A 16,001-nucleotide genomic window follows, 5' to 3' on the forward strand; every position below is an offset into this window, starting at 1 on the left:
CCGGGTACCCGGACAGGGCCGCCCCTCACGTACGTGGCGGCCCCCGTGTCCATGCCCCCAGGTGATCGCTCAGGGTAAACCCCCACCCACAGAGGCCAGTTGGGAAGATGTGGCTGCTGAGGGAGACCGGCGAAGCTCACCCGCATGACGAGACTCAAGCACACCGCCCCCTGCTCGCGGCCGCCGCCGTCCTCTGCGGCTGGTCGAAGCGGGTAAACGCCGCCAGCCAGGAACGAAGCGGCGCGTTCGTCGAGTTCGACGGCGGAGCGGATGCCGTGGGCACGGAAGCGGCGCAGATCGCGTCGTATGTCCGTGACGGCCTTGCGGGTGCGCACGGGGTGCACGTCGGTCATGTGGTCCATGGACCTGTTCCAGGTGGTGCAGGCTTGCTCGCCGGTTTGTGCTCGCCGTACTCGCCGACGGCACCCTGGACGTCACTCCGTCCCGAATCCGGCCGGACTGCGCTCAACCCGGACGTGGAACGCATACGTGGCCGCGCCCCGCGCCCCGCGTCCCTTCGCCCCCTGGGTCGCCCGGAACACCGCCCCTTTCCGTTGAGACACCTCGATGACTCAGGTCGCTAGGAGCGCCCGGCCCGGGCGGAGTGCAGGAGCCGTTCGGCGAAGGCTTCGACGAGGTCGTGGAGCTTGTCCGGGCGCTCGATGGCGAAGGGCCGGTCCAGCGAGGCCAGTACGGCAGGCAGCCAGTCGAGCCGGTCCACGCGCATCTCTACGCGAGACCACGGCTCCTCCGGTGGGTCCGTGCTGTCCGGAGTCTCCCGGGCCGGCAGTTCCTCCACGAGCGCGACGCTCGGCGGAAGCCGGTGTGAATGTGCTCGGTCGTGCCTTGGATGCGCAAGGCCACCGCATGCCGGTACGGAGCCGTGGCGAGCCCTGTCAGGACGCGCTCGGCGGAGTCGAGTCCAGCGGGCGGCTCGAACGAGCCCGGCAGGGTCCGTACGCCGGTGACGCGGTCCAGGCGAAATGTGCGGTCCTGGCCGGCGGCGCGACAGGCCGATGAGCCGTCGGCGCAAGGTGGTGTTGCTGGTGGCTGCCCAACTGCTCCACCGCCGCGGTAAACCGCTCGCTGAGCTGTCCGTACCGCGTCACCTGCAATTGCCGCCAGGTGAAGAAGGCTCCAACAAGCAATGCCACCCCGGCCAGCCCCTGCAGCAGCGTGGTCCGAATGTCGTTGATTGCCTTCGCGCGGTCTGGAACGCGGGCGCCGGCAGTGTCCCAGGCCAGGAGATGGCGCGGCGCCACGACGACGATCAGCGCGACGAGCAACACGCTCACGACTGCCGCACCGACGCCAAGCACCCACGCCCGGCCGGGCTTTCGTACCCCAGAGCCCCGCGTCGCAGGCGGCGACACGTCCCGCACGAGGTGTCCGGGCAACGCTGCGGGCCTTCTCCCTCTACGCGCCATCCCAGAAGGCTGCGTCCCCGCGCCCGAACCCAAACGCGGGGCGCGCACACCGCGCCGCTGACCTCAGCTTCGTTCGCAAGGCAGGCCGGTGGGCTGAGAGTGAAGTCACCAACCACCGCATCGGGTACTGCCCAGACGTCACCTCCTGGCCGACCGTCGCTCGCGCCCTGGAAGATCTGGGGCTCGGTCGGCTGGCGGCGGCAGCCGAATCCGGACGTTGTCACGGCTGCGCAACAGCACCGCACGCCTCACGGTTCACCCCGGATTCCCGGCTAGCGTTCCCGTCGCCAGCGCTTAAGACCCGGCGGCCGTCCAACGGCCGCGGGACATGGAAGGGAACCTCATGAGGCTCAAGCAACTCGGCCGGATCGGTACGGCTGGTGGGCTCACCGTCGCAGCGGTGGGCGCATCGATCGTCTTCACACCGTCCATGGCGTCCGCGGACAGCACCTGGGAGTGCTACGGCAAGCAGGTCAAGCGCTGTGCGACCGTATGGTGGGACGACGAGGCCGACACATACCGGGCACGGGCGAAGATCACAGACACCGCCGGCGGTGGCAACTACACGGTCGCGGTCAACGACGTGAAGCTCCTGCGCTTCAACGGCACCAGGACGCTGACGGTGAAGTCCGCCAAGGACAACGACGGCTGGCACCGCACCCAAGACCTGGCAAGCACCTCGTCGGTCAACCCGTGCAGGTGGCCGACCAACAGTTTCCAGGTACAGGCGAAGTTCACCTGGAAGAAGCAGGGCGGGACCGCGAGCACCAAGACCTGGCGCCCCGACATGGGCTGGGGCCACGCCTGCAACTGACCGTGTCCGCTCCGGTTCCCTGCCCGAAGCGAACCATCGCGCTCTCGCTCCGGCCAGGGGCACCTGCCCGCCGCCCCTGGCCGGTCCCCGTACGCACGCATTGAGGACACGGTTATCACCTCCTGATCCCTCGCGCTGCGATGTCCCCGCCGGTCGCGCTCAGCGGGGAGAGCCAACGACATGCTGCGCGTCCATTTCAGCCACGCCGACCCGGCCCGAATTTGGATCGCCGCCGTACCCGACACGCTCTGGGACATCGCGTCGAGCCAGCACCGGCTCATGTCACGGAAAGGGCGCCGGGCCACGGCCACGCTCCGCGAACTGGCCATCGGCGCACTCCGCCTCACCGGCTACGACACCATCGCTACCGGCCTGCGCAAGCACAGCCGCTACGCCACCCGCTCCTGACAACCCTCGACATCACCGGATCCGACAGATCCTCTGAGTGCCGCAGCCCCGGGCTGACACGATCCAGCCAAACGAGTCGTGCCTCCTGATGCAGGACATCGACTAAGCGGGCATGCGGATCGGGTTGCGCCCGCACGGTGGAGGTTTCGGGCCGCGCGCGGACGGAGTAGGCCGCCAGGCGGCGCTCGCGGGGCGCCACCAGGCTCGGGGTGTGGACTGGCCCATCTCCGTCGCTCTTGCCCAGGCTGCGCCGCCCCTGCCCGTCGGCGATGATCTTCACTACGAGTTGAAGTTCGACGGGCACCGGCTCGTGCTGTGGCGGACCGAAGACACCGTGCGATGCAGACCCGCTCTGGACGCGACGTGCCGTCAGACTGGATGGATCTCGCCCTCGCCGGCATACAACTTCCTCCGGGGACCGTTCTTGATGGCGAGGGAGTCGTGTACGTCAACGGTCGTGTTGATTTCAGCGCCGCGCAGTCCCGCGCGAACTCGACCCCCGCACGGGCCCGCGAGCTGGCCGGACGCCACCCCGCCCAGTAGCTCGTGGCTCATCTATAGCGGAGCCCTGATGGTGCTCCTGTCTATCGGGGTCCTGTTTTTCGTAGGCAGGCCTATGACACCCGCCTGGCGTGACACCACGTCGATAGCCTGCGGCGTCATCGTCTTTGCCGTTGTGTGTGTTCTGGCTCTGCTCCTTCACGCACCGGCTCAGATTGCGGTGTCTGGGGCGTGCTTCTGGATGGCTGCAGCCATCACCGGCGTGCATGCCATGCGCGGCCGTATCGGCTCGCAAAACCGACGACGACGGGCCCGCATCCTCGGCATGAAATCGCCAGGAGTGCGGGCCATTTTGCGTTGTACCGAGCAAATAGCCGTTGTGGCGGCGTTGCTGATCCTGACGCAGAGAGGTGGCATCAGGGCCCAGCCGCAGGCCTCATCCGGTGTTGCACGAACAGGTACCTCTCAGGCGTCCTGGGTGACGACGCGGTACCCCGCGCCGCGGACCTTCTCCAGGAGGCCCGGCACGCCCAGCTTGGAGCGCAGTCTCGCCGTGAGCGCTTCATAGAGACGCGGATCGCCGGAGTCGAATTTCACTATTCGGGGGAGCCGGATCCGTCGTACGTGACGCCGTGGGCCGAGACTCCCCAGTGGGAGCGTGAGGCTGCCGGTGCCGTGTACGAGCAGGTGGTCCAGCTGATTTCCGTTTCGGACGGTGCCACGGTGTGGTCAGGTCTACCGCCCCGGCGAGATCGTCCCCGAGTCGGGGATCTACGAGTGCGAGTGCGGGGAGCACCACCGCTACAGCGCCGACGTGCGCGGCCACCGTTTTCCGCCGCCGAACGAGGGCTGCGCCGGCAGCGGATGGAAACTCGTCATCTCCGCGCACGATTCCTGATCACTCGAGCGGCATGGTGCTCCGCCGCCGGTGGAGCCGATGGCCCGACCCATCTCCCTCGATGGGGAGCCGGTCGTCCACGAAGGCGGCCGGCTGGACTTGGGACTGCCGCAGACCCGGGCCCGTCGCCAGGGTCGCCGGAGCAATGGCTGACCGGAGCCTCTGATCCATCGAGCTCGGCAACGGTGAGAATCTGCGCGACGTCGAGAGATCAGGCGCGGAGTAGGTCGGTCGAGACAGCCCAGAGACGCTCGGCCATGGCGGGATCGAGCGCCCATTCCTTGACACCGTGCGGGTGCTGCGCGAGGTCGGCGTCGTCCGGCACGGTGTAGGCCTCTTGTGCATCGTCGAGGTAGTGGCCTCCGGAGTGAGCGAACTCGGGGGCGACGGCCGCGACGATGCTTGTTGCGGCCCCCTGCCCGACCGTCTTATAGGTGAAGACTCCGGCGGCCTCGGCCGCGGCGAGCGACTCCTTCTGTTCTGTTGTGAAGTTCCGCTGCAGTCCTGTCGCGATACCGCCGGGATTCACCGCATTGGCGACGATGCCGTCGGACGCCCAGCGACGGGTCGCCTCGACGGCGAAGAGAGAGTTCGCCGTCTTCGACTGGGCGTAGGCAATCTGCGAGTCGTAGCTGCGACGCTCGAAGTGGAGGTCGTCGAAGTCGATGCCGGAACGCATGTGCGCCGTCGAACTGACCGAGACGATCCGTGCTCCATCGCGGTCGGCCGCTCCCAGAGCCAGGGCGTCATGAAGGCCGCTGGTCAGGGCGAAGTGGCCAAGATGGTTCGTCGCGAATTGCAGTTCCCAGCCTTCATGCGTCCGTTCGAGGCCACCGGTGACCACGCCAGCGTTGTTGATCAGCAGGTGAAGTGGGCCGCGCCACGCGTCGCCGAATCGTGTGACGGAGCTCCTGTCGGCAAGGTCGAGCCGGACGACTCGGGGACGGATCCCTTCGGTCGACTTCTCGATCGTCTCTGCGACGGCGTCACCCGAAGCCGTGTTCCGGACAGCGAGCGTCACTTCCGCCCCGGCAGCGGCCAACACACGAGCTGTCTCGAGCCCGAGTCCGGAAGAAGCTCCCGTCACGATGGCGCGGACGCCAGCGAGATCGACGCCTCGCAGCACCTCGTCCGCGGTGCTGGAGGCAGTGAAGGGCGTGGAGATGAGTGCGTGAGTCATGGCACCGACTATACGAACTGGACTGAAGTTGTATAGTCTGGTTCTCGCTCGTATGCTCGTTCCATGAGCAGTCCCGATATCGGCCACCGGCCGTCGACAGCCGCCGACACCGATCGCCGGACCCTGGTTCTGGACTCCGCGATGGTCACGTTCGCGCGATTCGGTTACCGCAAGACCTCGATGGAGGAAGTGGCGCGGGCGGCGGACATCTCCCGGCCCGGGCTCTACTTTCTCTTCTCCTCGAAGGAGACTCTGTTCCGTGCCGCGGTCACCCAGGCCCTGGAGCGAGACATCACAACGGTCGAACACGTCCTGGCCGAGACCGAACGCCCCCTTGCGGAGCGCCTCGTTGAAGCGTTCGACCAGTGGGCAGGACGCTACATCGGCCCGCTGACGCGCGACGTCGCGGCGGTCATCGAGGGCAACCCCGACCTCCTCGGAGAGATCGTCGAAACCACACCGCGACGTTTCGAGGAATTGATCACAGACGCAATCGCCGTCAAGTCAGGACAGGACGCGGCCCCCTTGGTAGCACAGACGATGATCAGCGCATCGATCGGCCTCAAGCACCAAGCCGCGTCACGGGAGTTCTACCTCGACCGGCTCAAGGTCGCCATCGATCTCCTGGTGCGCTAAGAGGTCCTAACAGAGACGTTGGACGTGCCGGTGGGTGATCAGGCAGGTGGCGAGGCCGAGGAAGGCCTCGTGGATGTCGTCGCGTCGCTCCCAGCGGATCCGCAGCCGTCGAAAGCCGTGCAGCCAGGCGATCGTGCGCTCCACCACCCAACGGAAAACACCCAGGCCAGAGCCGTGCTCTACGCCTCGTTCGGCGATCACCGGACGAATGCCACGCTGCCAGAGCAGGCGACGGTACTTGTCGTGATCGTAGGCACGGTCGGCGAGCAGAGCATCGGGTCTGCGCCTCGGGCGGCCGACCACGCCCGCCACTGCCGGAATCTTGTCCAGCAGGGGCAGCAACTGCGTGACGTCATGGCGGTTTCCGCCGGTCAGCGACACCGGGAGCGGGATGCCCTGTCCGTCGGCGACGACGTGGTGCTTGCTGCCCGGCCGTGCTCGGTCGACCGGGCTGGGCCCGCTTTTGGGCCCAGCCGGGCCGCCCGCACGTGCGAGGAGTCGATCACCGCCCGGTCCCAGTCGAGCTGGTTCTTCGAGCGCAGCTTCTCCAGCAGAACGAGGTGGAGTTGATCCCAGACGCCGGCCTCGTTCCAGGCTGCCAGGCGCCGCCAACAGGTCATTCTCGAGCCAAAGCCCAGCTCCTGGGGCAGGTACTCCCATTGGATGCCGGTGTGCAGCACGAACAAGATGCCGCACAGGGCCTGCCGATCGGGCACCCGCGGTCTGCCCTGAACCAGCTTCGGTGCCGGTTCGGGCAGCAACGGCTCGATAAGCGACCACAGTTCATCCGACACGGTCCACGGCCGCGACTGACGCTTCGCCACAACCAGACCAACGAGTCGACACGCCAACAGTCACATGATCAACCGCTTTTGTTAGAAACAGTTAGAGGCACTGAAACCTTTTTCATCCTGATCAGGTGGCGAGTTCGAGTGCGACGACGGCATGGACGACGGCGGTGATCCGGGTGGTGTTGCAGCGGAGCTTCCGCAGGAGCCGCCAGCATTTGAGGGTGGCCATGGCGCGTTCGCCAAGGCTGCGGATCTTGGTGTGATCGCGGTTGTGACGCCGACGCCAGCCGCGCAGGTTCTTGCCCCGGAACGGGACGCGGACAGCAGGGCCTGCGCCCTGATATGCCTTGTCCGCCCAGTACTTGACGTCGTCGGCGGTCAGGGCGGCGGGAATGCCTTGGGTCCGGGCCGCGGTGAGATCGTGCACGGCTTCGGGTAGGGCGTCCGAGGCTCAGATCAGACGGCCGGCTGGATCCGCGAGGACCTGCACGTTCATCCCGTGGTGCTTCTTCTTCCCCGAGTAGTACGACTGGTCGGCAGCGATGCGGTCGATCGGCAGCATGGTGCCGTCGAGGATCACGTATGCCTTCTTCCGCACGGTCGTTATGGCCTGTTCCAGCGTGGGCGCGAGTTCGGCCGGAAGGTCGACGGTCTCGCGTATGTACCGGTGGACCGCCGTGATACCGACGCGGAAACCTGCTGCGAGGCGGGCGTAGGTGTCGCCGCAGCGCAGGTGGGCCAGGACGAGCAGGGCCTGCCGACCGCAGGTGAGGCGACGCCACCGGGAGCCAATCCGACGACGGTGACCTGTGAGGAGACCAGAGAGGTGTTGCAGGGTGCGGCTGGACAGATCGATACCGGAGGGGTAATCAAGCACGCGAAAGCTCCTGGCGTACTGGTGATCTTGGTTGTGAACCCGTCTACCAGGAGCTTGCTTCATGCCCACCGCCGGGGTCGTCCGTCCAATCACCCGTCAGGTTGGAACGCCTCAACAAGTGTCAGCGCCGACATCGACAACCGTGAGGCCCTGCGGTCAGACTCAGGTGAACAATCTCCAGCCTTCGGATACTCAGACAGAAGGCAGCCCCTCATGTCACTCTTCCAGCTGATCAGTCTGATCGTCGCTTCAGCCAGTGCCGGCGCGGGCGCCGCCGGTGCTTACGTGGCATTAACCGCTCGCCGACGCACCACGAGCGCCCAACGGTTCATGGCCGTCAGGTCGAAGCTCAGTTCAGCGCGAGCCGAGCTGACGGAAGCTTGCCTTGCCGCCCACAAGGAATATCGCCACGATCCCGGCATACCCCTGTTGCAGAAGCCCGGCTGGATCCCGGGAAGTCCCCTCGATCTCGGGGACGTGTCCCTGAGCATCGATCGGCAAGAATCGTCGCGCATAGCGCTCGTCGAAGCTCAGGCGCGCCTCCTCAGGTATTGGCCGTTGACTGAGGGCGGGACACACATCGGTTCGTATAGCGATGCAATCGAGATCTTCGCGCGACCTTCACTCTGGGCCAACGGACGCTCTTATCGCCTGATGTCAGTTAGATCTGAAGACGAACTCCAAAGTGAAGCGGAGCTGGCGCTGTCCTTCACACTCGCCAACTACTTCGACATGATCAACACCTCCGAGCCTCTCGGATACGAACTGGCCGCGCGGCTGGTCGACGGCAGATCGCTCCGCCCGGTCAAGGGCCGATACCGGAGATGGCTCGGCGACCCTTTCGCGTTCGATCGCCGCTGCGCCTTGCCGGGTATCAACACTTTGACCGTACGCAGAGGGGCAGAGGGGGCGTACTTCTTCCTTCATGACCGCAGGGCCTCAGCCGTGGCTACCGCGATGGGCGCCATCCACGTGGCGCCCGCCAGGGAATTCCAGCCCACATCAGGCCTGAGATCGGCGGGGGTGGACCAAGACTTTGACATCTGGCACAGCGTCCTGCGCTCCTACTCCGAGGAATTCCTCGGAGTGGACAGCTCCCAGGCCCGCCGAGGAGCGACCTATAACTACGCGGAGGATCCTCCATACTCCGAGCTCGACACCATGCGCAGAAACCATGACCTCGAGATCTGGTTCCTTGGCATCGGGCTAGACCCGGTTACCTGGAAACCAGAGATCCTCACTGTTGTCGTGTTCGAGGAGACCGCTTTCAACCGAGTCTTCGGGCCCATGCTCTCAGAGAACTCTCAGGGCCCATTTGTGCGTATGCGTGACGACAACTCGGGCTACGCCGGTCTCTTGTTCACCAGGGACATCGTGAAGGAGTACGAACACAGCTCGCACACGCTGCCTGCCGGGCGAGCATGCCTTTCTCTTGCCTGGCGGTGGCGCAAGGTTCTCAAGATCCCTATCGCCGAGCTATGACGGAGACAAGGTGAAGGCCATCAAACACGCGCTAGTGACCGGAGGTGCCGGTTTCGTCGGATCGCATCTCTGCGAAGCTCTTCTGCGCCAATCCTTCAGGGTAACTTGTATCGACGACTTCTCCACCGGAAAACTCGCTAACCTCGATCACATATTGAGGGTTCCCGAGCTGACAGTGGTCCGTGGAGATGTGATCGATACGATCACTATCGATGGCCGGGTGGACCTGATCTTCCATCTCGCCTCGCCTAGCAGCCCGCGGGACTACCTTCATATGCCGATGAAAACCCTGGAGACTGGATCGGTCGGGACGCTGAACGTGCTGAATCTCGCCCACCGGAAGAATGCGCGATTCGTATTCTCCTCTAGTTCGGAGGTCTATGGTCAGGCCTTGGTCCAGCCGCAGGCGGAGAGCTATCCGGGGAACCTTGCCACGACGCATGCCCGCTCGATATATGGCGAGGCCAAGCGCTTTGGGGAGGTGTCCGCGTTCGCCCATGCCAGGGCATATGGCACCGATGTGGGCGTCGTGCGAATTTTCAACGCGTACGGCGGGCGCATGCGGCGAGGCGATGGCCGTGCGGTCCCGACCTTTATCACCCAGGCGCTAGACAGGAGACCAGTGACAGTTACGGGCGAGGGAGATCAGACAAGGTCATTCATCCATATTTCAGAACTAATTGAAGGAATGCTGAGGATGGCTGCTTCAGATCATCCGGGGCCGATAAATCTGGGCACTGAGTGCGAGATCTCTATCGAGAGTCTGGCCCTCGAGGTGATCAGGCTCACCGGAAGTTCATCCAAGATCAAATACTTGCCGCCGGTACCCGATGAACCACGCTTCAGACGCCCTGATTTGACTCTGGCGCGAGCCGTCCTTGGATGGAAATCTGAAGCCTCCATCGAAAAAGGTCTCTCTGAGACGATCTCGTGGTTCCAGAAGCATCGGCCCCTGTAGGTCCTGTTGGGATGCCACGCTGATCCGAACGATGAGCTGCCTGACGTTGTCACTTGAGCTTGCTCGTTGATAGACGCTTCACCTTGAGCAGTGGGCCCTTTCCGGGCTGGCGGTGCTGACCGCGAGTTGGACCGTCCGGCGCGACGACGAAGCTCCTGGTAGACGGGTTCTCGACCAAGATCACCCGTGTCCGCCAAGGGCTTCGCGTGCTTGTCGAAGCACTCCCGGTGCTGCGTACAGCCCAGACGTCTCGCCCGGCCCCTGCCCGGACTGGCCCAACGGCCAACCCACGTGCCTATTAGGCATATCAAGGCGCCGGCGGACTCGTCCGGGTGCCGTTTCGGGCCGTCGCCTCAAGCGATGGAAGCGCCGCCACAACACCACCCACGCCAAGATCCGCTGCCTCGGCGAGCGGGCCATGGCCACCCTCAAGGGCTGGCGCCTCCTGCGGAAGCTCCGCTGCGGCACCAACCGAATCACCAACCTGGTGAAGGCCGTCCTCGTCCTTCACTACACATCAGTGTGAGGTTGGAAAAGGTTCACTCTCGCCGACGGACACCGTGTTATGTCTGCTTCAGTGACATGATCGTCAGAAGATGCCGAAGAAGCGGTGCCACCAGCTGGGCCGCTGAACATGCAAGGGCAGTCGGCTCGGCCCGTCGTAGTCGCGTTCCAGCAGTTCCTCGGCAACCACGACATACCCGAGCTCGCCCAACGCCCGGTTGACCTTCGCGAGATCAGCGCCGTCGAGCTCACCCTCGGCCTGGGCCTCCTCCGTCCCGAGGAACGCGCCGGGGTTGTCCGCGCAAACCCGAGCCAGCGAGCCGAACTTGCTCACACAGATGACGATCCGGGTGCCACAGACGGTCGCGTCCCTAGGCACGACGACGCGTCCGTATTCACTTGAGTCCTGAGTGTCCTGCTCAGTCGTACAACACGTTGCGAAATCGCCTTCGAGTCGAGTCACCAGACCGCCGAGCTGAGCTGCACTTGCAGCACGGTTGTAGTGCTCGGGCCACTCCAGCCACTCCGGATCATCGAGCTCACGCAACAACGCAAGCAGATCTGCTCCACTCTCGGTCATGCCCTTATCCTGTCGCGACAGCCCCACGTGGAACGGATCGGGGTCGAAACGACGGCCTCTGGACCTGGCATGTCAGCTTCAGCAGAGCAGGTTCTCAGGGGCAGTTGGACGAGTTGGCCAAGCCCGCGGCCAGAGCCAATTCCAAAGATCCCTATCACCGAACTGCCCCGTACCGCGCCGCTCCCCGTCAGGCGACGGGCCGAAGGGCATGCCGTTCAGGTGGGACCGGGCTGCCGCAATGAACTGCTTGACCGAAGATTCCAGACCTTCACGGATGATTGCTGGGTCTTCCGGCCACAGGAATGAATCGCCCCCAGGCATCGCTGCATAGCGGTCCAACGAGCGGTGCAGCAGTTCGGCGCGACGCTCGATATCGTCGGCGGCCCAGGACACGGGGCTTCGTCCTTCCAGAGCCACCAGAGCGACAGCGTCCCGGACGGGGTCGATGTCCAGGGACCCGACGGCTCTGTAGTTGGCAATCGTCTGGGCCTCATCTATACCGCCCCTGCCATTTCTCGTGTCGCCTCTCATGAGGTGATCCCGGATGTCGGACGCGGTGTAGGCGAGCCGCTGTGTCTCGGGCAGGTAGGTCCGTGCGGCTGACAGGAGTGCAGCGTACGCATCTCGTTGCTGTTGCCGGCGTACGGCATCGACCGGCCCGCGGTATGCCTCGCGGGCTTGCGCGCGTCCAGCCATGAGCGCGCGAGACGGCAGAGCCTTGAGCCTCGTCGGCACCTGCACTATCAGCTGCCTCGCCCGGACTGCTTGCTCCGAGCCCGAAACACCAGGGCCTGCTGAAGCACGTCGCTGACAAGGCAGCTCCGGTCACCGCTCACTGCCCAGTTCGAGGGAGCGATCGGGCGATGAGCGAATCGCCCCTCGCCGGGTGACGGAGCCGTGACGGCCGCGGCATACCTTCGCATTGCACTGACCCTGCAGAGATCTGGGGGGACTTGTGATCAGGGCACTGAAGGTTAGCCACCGGACTGGGACGTCCGCGGCATTCTTGCCCAAGAGTCCAACGCCGAACACCGCCCCGCCGATTGTGCATAACGTCATCCACTCGCCTGGGCAGCCACTCCCGGGGGCCATACGCGACGAGATGTCAGCACGTTTCGGGCACGATTTCAGCCGAGTAAGAGTGCACAGTGAACCACGCGCCGCCGAGTCGGCTGCGAGCGTTCAGGCGAGGGCGTACACCGTCGGTCGACACATTGTGCTGGGAAACTCGATGCCTGACCTACTCAGCGACCCAGGGCGCAAGATCTTGGCGCATGAACTTGCCCATGTGGTCCAGCAGTCCGCCACCGCGCCGTCGGGTGCTCTGCCTGTCAGCACTTCCAGTGACTTTGCGGAACGTGAAGCTGCTGATACGGCTGCGCGGGTCATCCGCACACGAGTGGGACCGGGTGTGCAGCGAGACCCCGCTCCGCAGGTTGGTGCCGCGCGCGCCTCAGCGGTGCAGGAAGATATTGAGACCGCCGGGAAGGAAGCGCTCGATGCCGCAGACGAGATCCAGTCTGACTGGCGGCAGATTCGCTCGGGGGCGACTGGGGACCCCGTGCTAACAGCCTGGCTTTCTGCAGGGGATGCTGTGGTCGCGCTGATCCGATCTCACACGACTGCCGCTCTCGAAGCCTCGGCACAAGGTGACCGTGAGCTGTTCCTTGCATATAGGACCGCCCTTGCAGGCGACATACTGACATATCAACTCACTTCCTGGCATGTCGTAGTTGTCACAAACTATCTCGGTGTTGAAGATGGGGTGCGCGAATTGAGAGCGTCCTTTGCCGTCGACGACCGTCATTTCACTGGCCGCGCCGAGGCAGAAGCGGTTGTCCTACAGCTCCAGGGTGATTTTGGCAAGGTTCGCGGCCGCAGTACAGATCTTATCCAACTTGTTCGGACTGATATTCCCATGCTTGTTCACGGCGGGGAGGTAAATGAGGTCTCAATTACGGTCACCGGAGGGGTGTTCCCGCAGGCTCGCTCTGTGTTCGAAATGTACATCGCGGAGATGATCGGCTTGCAGGCCAGTATCGAGGGCGCCCTGGCTCGCATCAACAAGTATCTTGGCACCGCGCGTACAGAGGGCGTGATGCAAACCGTCGAATCCCTCGTGCAGTTCATCCAAACACGCGGCCAATCCAAGGGAGGAGGACCCAAGCCGGGTAAAAATCAGCGGGGCAGATCAGAGGCGAGCAAACGCAAGAGTGTGGGTGAGGAGAAGACCGCGTTCAAGAGGAAGGGGGAAAAGGAGCGGGGAAAGGGAAAGGCGGCTGGAATGAGGTTCCAGGTGCAGTGGGGATCTCGCGCAGGTGGCCCCACTTTCGGACTCCCCGCGGTAGCCCCCTGGGACACCGGGGTGACGACAGCGCAGGCGGTGGCAACGCTCGGTGCGGTTGTCGCCCTGGTCAGACCGGAAGCAGCGCAAGCCGCGGCTGGGCTGGCTGGTGCCAAGCAGATCCGGTGGATCCTCAGCCGTCCGCCAGCCGGTGTTGCCGGCACTCACTCCTGGTCGGAGTACTTTCCCTATCTCAGGTTCCGCGATGCTCGGGTAGATGTCGAGAACCTGCGAGGTCACAACCTGAGGCGCTGATGCCGTGAATGACGTATCAGGACTTGTCGAAGCGGTCCGCGTGGGCGGCACGGACGGGGAGGATGCAGCTCTCATTCTTGGGCTGCTGATCGAGCGCGAGCGAGTCTACCGGCCACTGGCCGACGACGGGGGAATCACCGCCGTTCTGAGTAAGGAATACGCAAACTGGAGGCTGTCGCAGGTAGAGGTGACGCTCGTTGTTGAGGAATTAATTGCACATGTGAGTCAGGCTGGTGAAGTCACTTCTCCTTCTGTGATCTGGGCGTTGAGCAAAAGCTACGACCCGCGAATCGTGCCGCCTTTCGTCGACCTCCTTCTCGAACTCATCGACCGTGTCGACAAGGAGGACCTTTGTTACCAGATTCTGCTCAGTGTGATCAATGTCGGGATTGGCTCGTGTTTTCGGGAACGGGTCAGGGATGCAGTACGCCTCGCGGCGGCTAGGTCGCCAGGCCTGGTGGGCAGGACCGCCCGCGACTATGTCGCCTCAATTGGATTGTTTGACGACGGCGACCAGTAGCAGGCTGCCGCCGCATTCGTCGCGGCTGACGTCGGTCTCGTTGCGCTGCTTGTTGCGGAGATCCCGCGTGAGCGGCGGGAGCCCGGAAGCGCAGAAGGGCATGGCAGCCGTCCGACTGAAACGGGTCCTTCTGCGCACCGGCCTCGCGGTCGGACACGACTTGCACAGTCAAAGCTGCGCTTGGGCAGTACAGCGGCAGGGGGAGGTCGCGGGGGCAACATCGCACGCTACGGGGGACGTTGCTGCGGAGGGTTTCCAGCGCAGGCCGCCGCGTCTGGCATTGGGGCAGCCAGAGCATGGTGGTGCTCGCTGTGAGTCCGGCGACTACAGGTCGAGGACGGCGCGCAGTGCCTGGTCGACGCGTGCCATCGTCTCCGGGGCCACTGTGCCGATGTGCTGCGCGCCCTCGAACCGGGTCGTGCGCAACTGCTGGAGATTGACCGCTACCGCCGTGCACGGCAGCGGGTCACCGATCACGACGGACATGGCGGTGTCCGGGAAGCGGCCGGAGGGGTGCAGCACGATCGCGAGGACCGCGCTGAACGTGGCCTCCAGGCCGTCGAGGGACACCAGCAGGACGTGGCGTCCGTCCGTGAGCGTCCAGATGTCACCGCGCCTCACAGAGTGTCGCCCTCGCCGGCCAGGTCGTCACCGAGGCCGAGGTCGGCGAGCTGTTGCGCTGCGTCGAGGACGGACTGGCGGCGCGCGGCGCGCACGATGTAGGCATTCAGTGACATACCGGCCGCCTCTGCGCTCGCGCGGATCGAGGGGTCCAGATCATCGGGGATACGCAATGTCATGACCGTCATGCCACCAGACTAGCCACCGGAACACGGTGGCGTACATCGGTAGTGGTTCCTGGATGCTCTGCGGGCGCAGGAGTAGCTCCAGCGGGGGCAGCCCGCATTGCGGCGGGGCTCGTGCGTGCCCTGGGAGCGTGCCAGCCCATCTGACGGGCTGATGGGGAGCACAAGACTGTGTGCCTGGCCACAGGCAGGCTGTCCCCCTATCGCGATCACCTTCGCGTGCGCGACTGTCCGGGCATAGACGTCGACTCGCCTATAACCCTGCCGATCGGCAGGGCGGCATAAGGATCTACTAGAAGCTATTCCACTAGGAGTCACTGTGTCTTTTAGGGGACAGTCAAGGCTGCGGGTGGTTTTGGCGCTATCGGCCGTCGCGGCTATCCTGCTGCTGTCAGTGCCTTTTATTCTCGTGGCGAGCGTCCCAGGCCGGGTGTTTTCGCAGGAAATCGCTGACGCTAGCCAAATTTGCGCCTCACTGTTTTCGGTCCTCGCGCTGATTGGCGTGGCGGGTTCGCTGCTCTATCAGGCTAGGCAGAGCCGTTTAGCTGCACATCAGTTGACGCGAACAAACCAGCGGGAGCTGTTCGTTCTTGCCATGCAGGACCCGACTCTGCTTCCCTGTTTTGCCCCGCCAGGCCGCCCCATGTCAGAGCAGAGATTCAAACAGATTGGTTTCGCCAATCTGATTCTGGCGGGTATCTACTCGTCGTATGCACTCGGTGAGTTCTCAGAGGCAGGTCTGCGTCATGAGCTTGTGTCTCACTTTCGGAGCGAGATTGCACGGCAGCACTGGGAGATCCGTGGGGACTACTGGGCGGAAGAAGCCGAGCATTCCGGAAAAAGGACAGGTCAGAGCTTCGTTCGGATTGCCAATCAGGCGTACAGGGAAGCTGTGAGTGAGGGACCTTCGGTGGCGCCCTCTCAGTATTTTACCCCAGAGTGATTGCAGGGGTCGATATTCTCATTGCGTCTGTGTCATTTTTGATCACGAGTTGGAATGATGCTGTATGGCGCAGCCGC

At 64.3% G+C, this 16,001-nt stretch carries 16 protein-coding genes and 4 pseudogenes; 10 read left to right on the plus strand and 10 right to left on the minus strand.

The annotated features are described in order from the left end of the window. Positions 1 to 580: 580 nt before the first annotated feature. Together ABZ833_RS37245 and ABZ833_RS37250 are read right to left on the minus strand one after the other, a co-directional pair. A pseudogene (locus ABZ833_RS37245) lies at positions 581 to 999 on the minus strand (WYL domain-containing protein); the annotation flags it as partial. Continuing rightward, complete coding sequence (locus tag ABZ833_RS37250; RefSeq protein WP_361056741.1) at positions 897 to 1,295, minus strand: hypothetical protein; 399 nt, start codon at positions 1,293 to 1,295, stop codon at positions 897 to 899. The gene ABZ833_RS37250 and the pseudogene ABZ833_RS37245, both read right to left, overlap by 103 nt. Before the next feature lie 475 nt (positions 1,296 to 1,770). On the opposite strand from ABZ833_RS37250, the gene ABZ833_RS37255 reads away from it, so the two are divergent. Together ABZ833_RS37255 and ABZ833_RS37260 are read left to right on the plus strand one after the other, a co-directional pair. Next, positions 1,771 to 2,241, plus strand: a complete 471-nt coding sequence (locus tag ABZ833_RS37255) for a hypothetical protein (protein ID WP_361056637.1) — start codon at positions 1,771 to 1,773, stop codon at positions 2,239 to 2,241. Between the two features lie 180 nt (positions 2,242 to 2,421). Then, entirely contained in the window at positions 2,422 to 2,649 is a 228-nt protein-coding gene (locus tag ABZ833_RS37260) for a hypothetical protein (protein WP_361056640.1), read from the plus strand. A gap of 966 nt (positions 2,650 to 3,615) precedes the next feature. On the opposite strand, the gene ABZ833_RS37265 is transcribed toward ABZ833_RS37260, so the two are convergent. Beyond that, the gene (locus ABZ833_RS37265) at positions 3,616 to 3,747 is read right to left on the minus strand and encodes a hypothetical protein (protein ID WP_361056643.1); all 132 of its coding nucleotides are present in this window, start codon (positions 3,745 to 3,747) and stop codon (positions 3,616 to 3,618) included. 118 nt (positions 3,748 to 3,865) lie between these two features. Between ABZ833_RS37265 and ABZ833_RS37270 the strand changes: the two genes are divergently transcribed. Beyond that, a complete protein-coding gene (locus tag ABZ833_RS37270; protein WP_361056646.1) occupies positions 3,866 to 4,048 on the plus strand; it encodes a hypothetical protein in 183 nt (60 codons plus the stop codon). Between the two features lie 211 nt (positions 4,049 to 4,259). Here the strand turns inward: ABZ833_RS37270 and ABZ833_RS37275 are convergent, their stop codons facing one another. Beyond that, complete coding sequence (locus ABZ833_RS37275; RefSeq protein ID WP_361056649.1) at positions 4,260 to 5,228, minus strand: SDR family NAD(P)-dependent oxidoreductase; 969 nt, start codon at positions 5,226 to 5,228, stop codon at positions 4,260 to 4,262. A gap of 141 nt (positions 5,229 to 5,369) precedes the next feature. Between ABZ833_RS37275 and ABZ833_RS37280 the strand changes: the two genes are divergently transcribed. Continuing rightward, a complete protein-coding gene (locus ABZ833_RS37280) occupies positions 5,370 to 5,864 on the plus strand; it encodes a TetR/AcrR family transcriptional regulator (RefSeq protein ID WP_361056729.1) in 495 nt (164 codons plus the stop codon). A gap of 6 nt (positions 5,865 to 5,870) precedes the next feature. Here the strand turns inward: ABZ833_RS37280 and ABZ833_RS37285 are convergent. Further along, positions 5,871 to 6,688 (minus strand): annotated as a pseudogene (locus ABZ833_RS37285) (IS5 family transposase). A gap of 91 nt (positions 6,689 to 6,779) precedes the next feature. Next, positions 6,780 to 7,532, minus strand: a pseudogene (locus tag ABZ833_RS37290) (transposase family protein). 213 nt (positions 7,533 to 7,745) lie between these two features. Here ABZ833_RS37290 and ABZ833_RS37295 point away from each other — a divergent pair. The 3 genes and pseudogenes from ABZ833_RS37295 to ABZ833_RS37305 form a co-directional block, all read left to right on the plus strand. Then, the gene (locus tag ABZ833_RS37295) at positions 7,746 to 9,014 is read left to right on the plus strand and encodes a hypothetical protein (RefSeq protein ID WP_361056652.1); all 1,269 of its coding nucleotides are present in this window, start codon (positions 7,746 to 7,748) and stop codon (positions 9,012 to 9,014) included. A 10-nt stretch (positions 9,015 to 9,024) separates the two neighbouring features. Then, positions 9,025 to 9,972 (plus strand): GDP-mannose 4,6-dehydratase, encoded by a 948-nt coding sequence (locus ABZ833_RS37300; RefSeq protein ID WP_361056655.1) that lies wholly within the window; start codon positions 9,025 to 9,027, stop codon positions 9,970 to 9,972. 305 nt (positions 9,973 to 10,277) lie between these two features. After that, positions 10,278 to 10,498 (plus strand): annotated as a pseudogene (locus ABZ833_RS37305) (transposase family protein); the annotation flags it as partial. A 63-nt stretch (positions 10,499 to 10,561) separates the two neighbouring features. Here the strand turns inward: ABZ833_RS37305 and ABZ833_RS37310 are convergent. Both ABZ833_RS37310 and ABZ833_RS37315 read right to left on the minus strand, forming a co-directional pair. After that, the gene (locus ABZ833_RS37310; protein ID WP_361056658.1) at positions 10,562 to 11,056 is read right to left on the minus strand and encodes a hypothetical protein; all 495 of its coding nucleotides are present in this window, start codon (positions 11,054 to 11,056) and stop codon (positions 10,562 to 10,564) included. A gap of 78 nt (positions 11,057 to 11,134) precedes the next feature. After that, entirely contained in the window at positions 11,135 to 11,449 is a 315-nt protein-coding gene (locus ABZ833_RS37315; protein WP_361056660.1) for a hypothetical protein, read from the minus strand. Between the two features lie 652 nt (positions 11,450 to 12,101). Between ABZ833_RS37315 and ABZ833_RS37320 the strand changes: the two genes are divergently transcribed. After that, the gene (locus ABZ833_RS37320; RefSeq protein ID WP_361056732.1) at positions 12,102 to 13,655 is read left to right on the plus strand and encodes a DUF4157 domain-containing protein; all 1,554 of its coding nucleotides are present in this window, start codon (positions 12,102 to 12,104) and stop codon (positions 13,653 to 13,655) included. A gap of 4 nt (positions 13,656 to 13,659) precedes the next feature. Beyond that, positions 13,660 to 14,175 carry a hypothetical protein gene (locus ABZ833_RS37325; RefSeq protein WP_361056663.1) on the plus strand — a complete coding sequence of 172 codons (516 nt, stop codon included), beginning with the start codon at positions 13,660 to 13,662 and terminating at the stop codon, positions 14,173 to 14,175. Positions 14,176 to 14,499: 324 nt separating this feature from the next. Here the strand turns inward: ABZ833_RS37325 and ABZ833_RS37330 are convergent, their stop codons facing one another. After that, positions 14,500 to 14,796, minus strand: coding sequence for a type II toxin-antitoxin system PemK/MazF family toxin (locus tag ABZ833_RS37330; protein WP_361056666.1), 297 nt, complete (start codon positions 14,794 to 14,796; stop codon positions 14,500 to 14,502). Continuing rightward, positions 14,793 to 14,984, minus strand: a complete 192-nt coding sequence (locus ABZ833_RS37335) for a toxin-antitoxin system HicB family antitoxin (RefSeq protein ID WP_361056669.1) — start codon at positions 14,982 to 14,984, stop codon at positions 14,793 to 14,795. Before ABZ833_RS37335 ends, ABZ833_RS37330 begins: the two co-directional genes overlap by 4 nt. A gap of 316 nt (positions 14,985 to 15,300) precedes the next feature. On the opposite strand from ABZ833_RS37335, the gene ABZ833_RS37340 reads away from it, so the two are divergent. Then, on the plus strand, positions 15,301 to 15,924 hold the full coding sequence (locus ABZ833_RS37340; protein ID WP_361056672.1) for a DUF6082 family protein: 624 nt from the start codon (positions 15,301 to 15,303) through the stop codon (positions 15,922 to 15,924). Positions 15,925 to 16,001: the final 77 nt, after the last annotated feature.

This window comes from Streptomyces sp. NPDC047525 (assembly GCF_040643025.1).
In the GTDB taxonomy this organism is placed as follows: Bacteria; Actinomycetota; Actinomycetes; order Streptomycetales; family Streptomycetaceae; genus Streptomyces; species Streptomyces durmitorensis.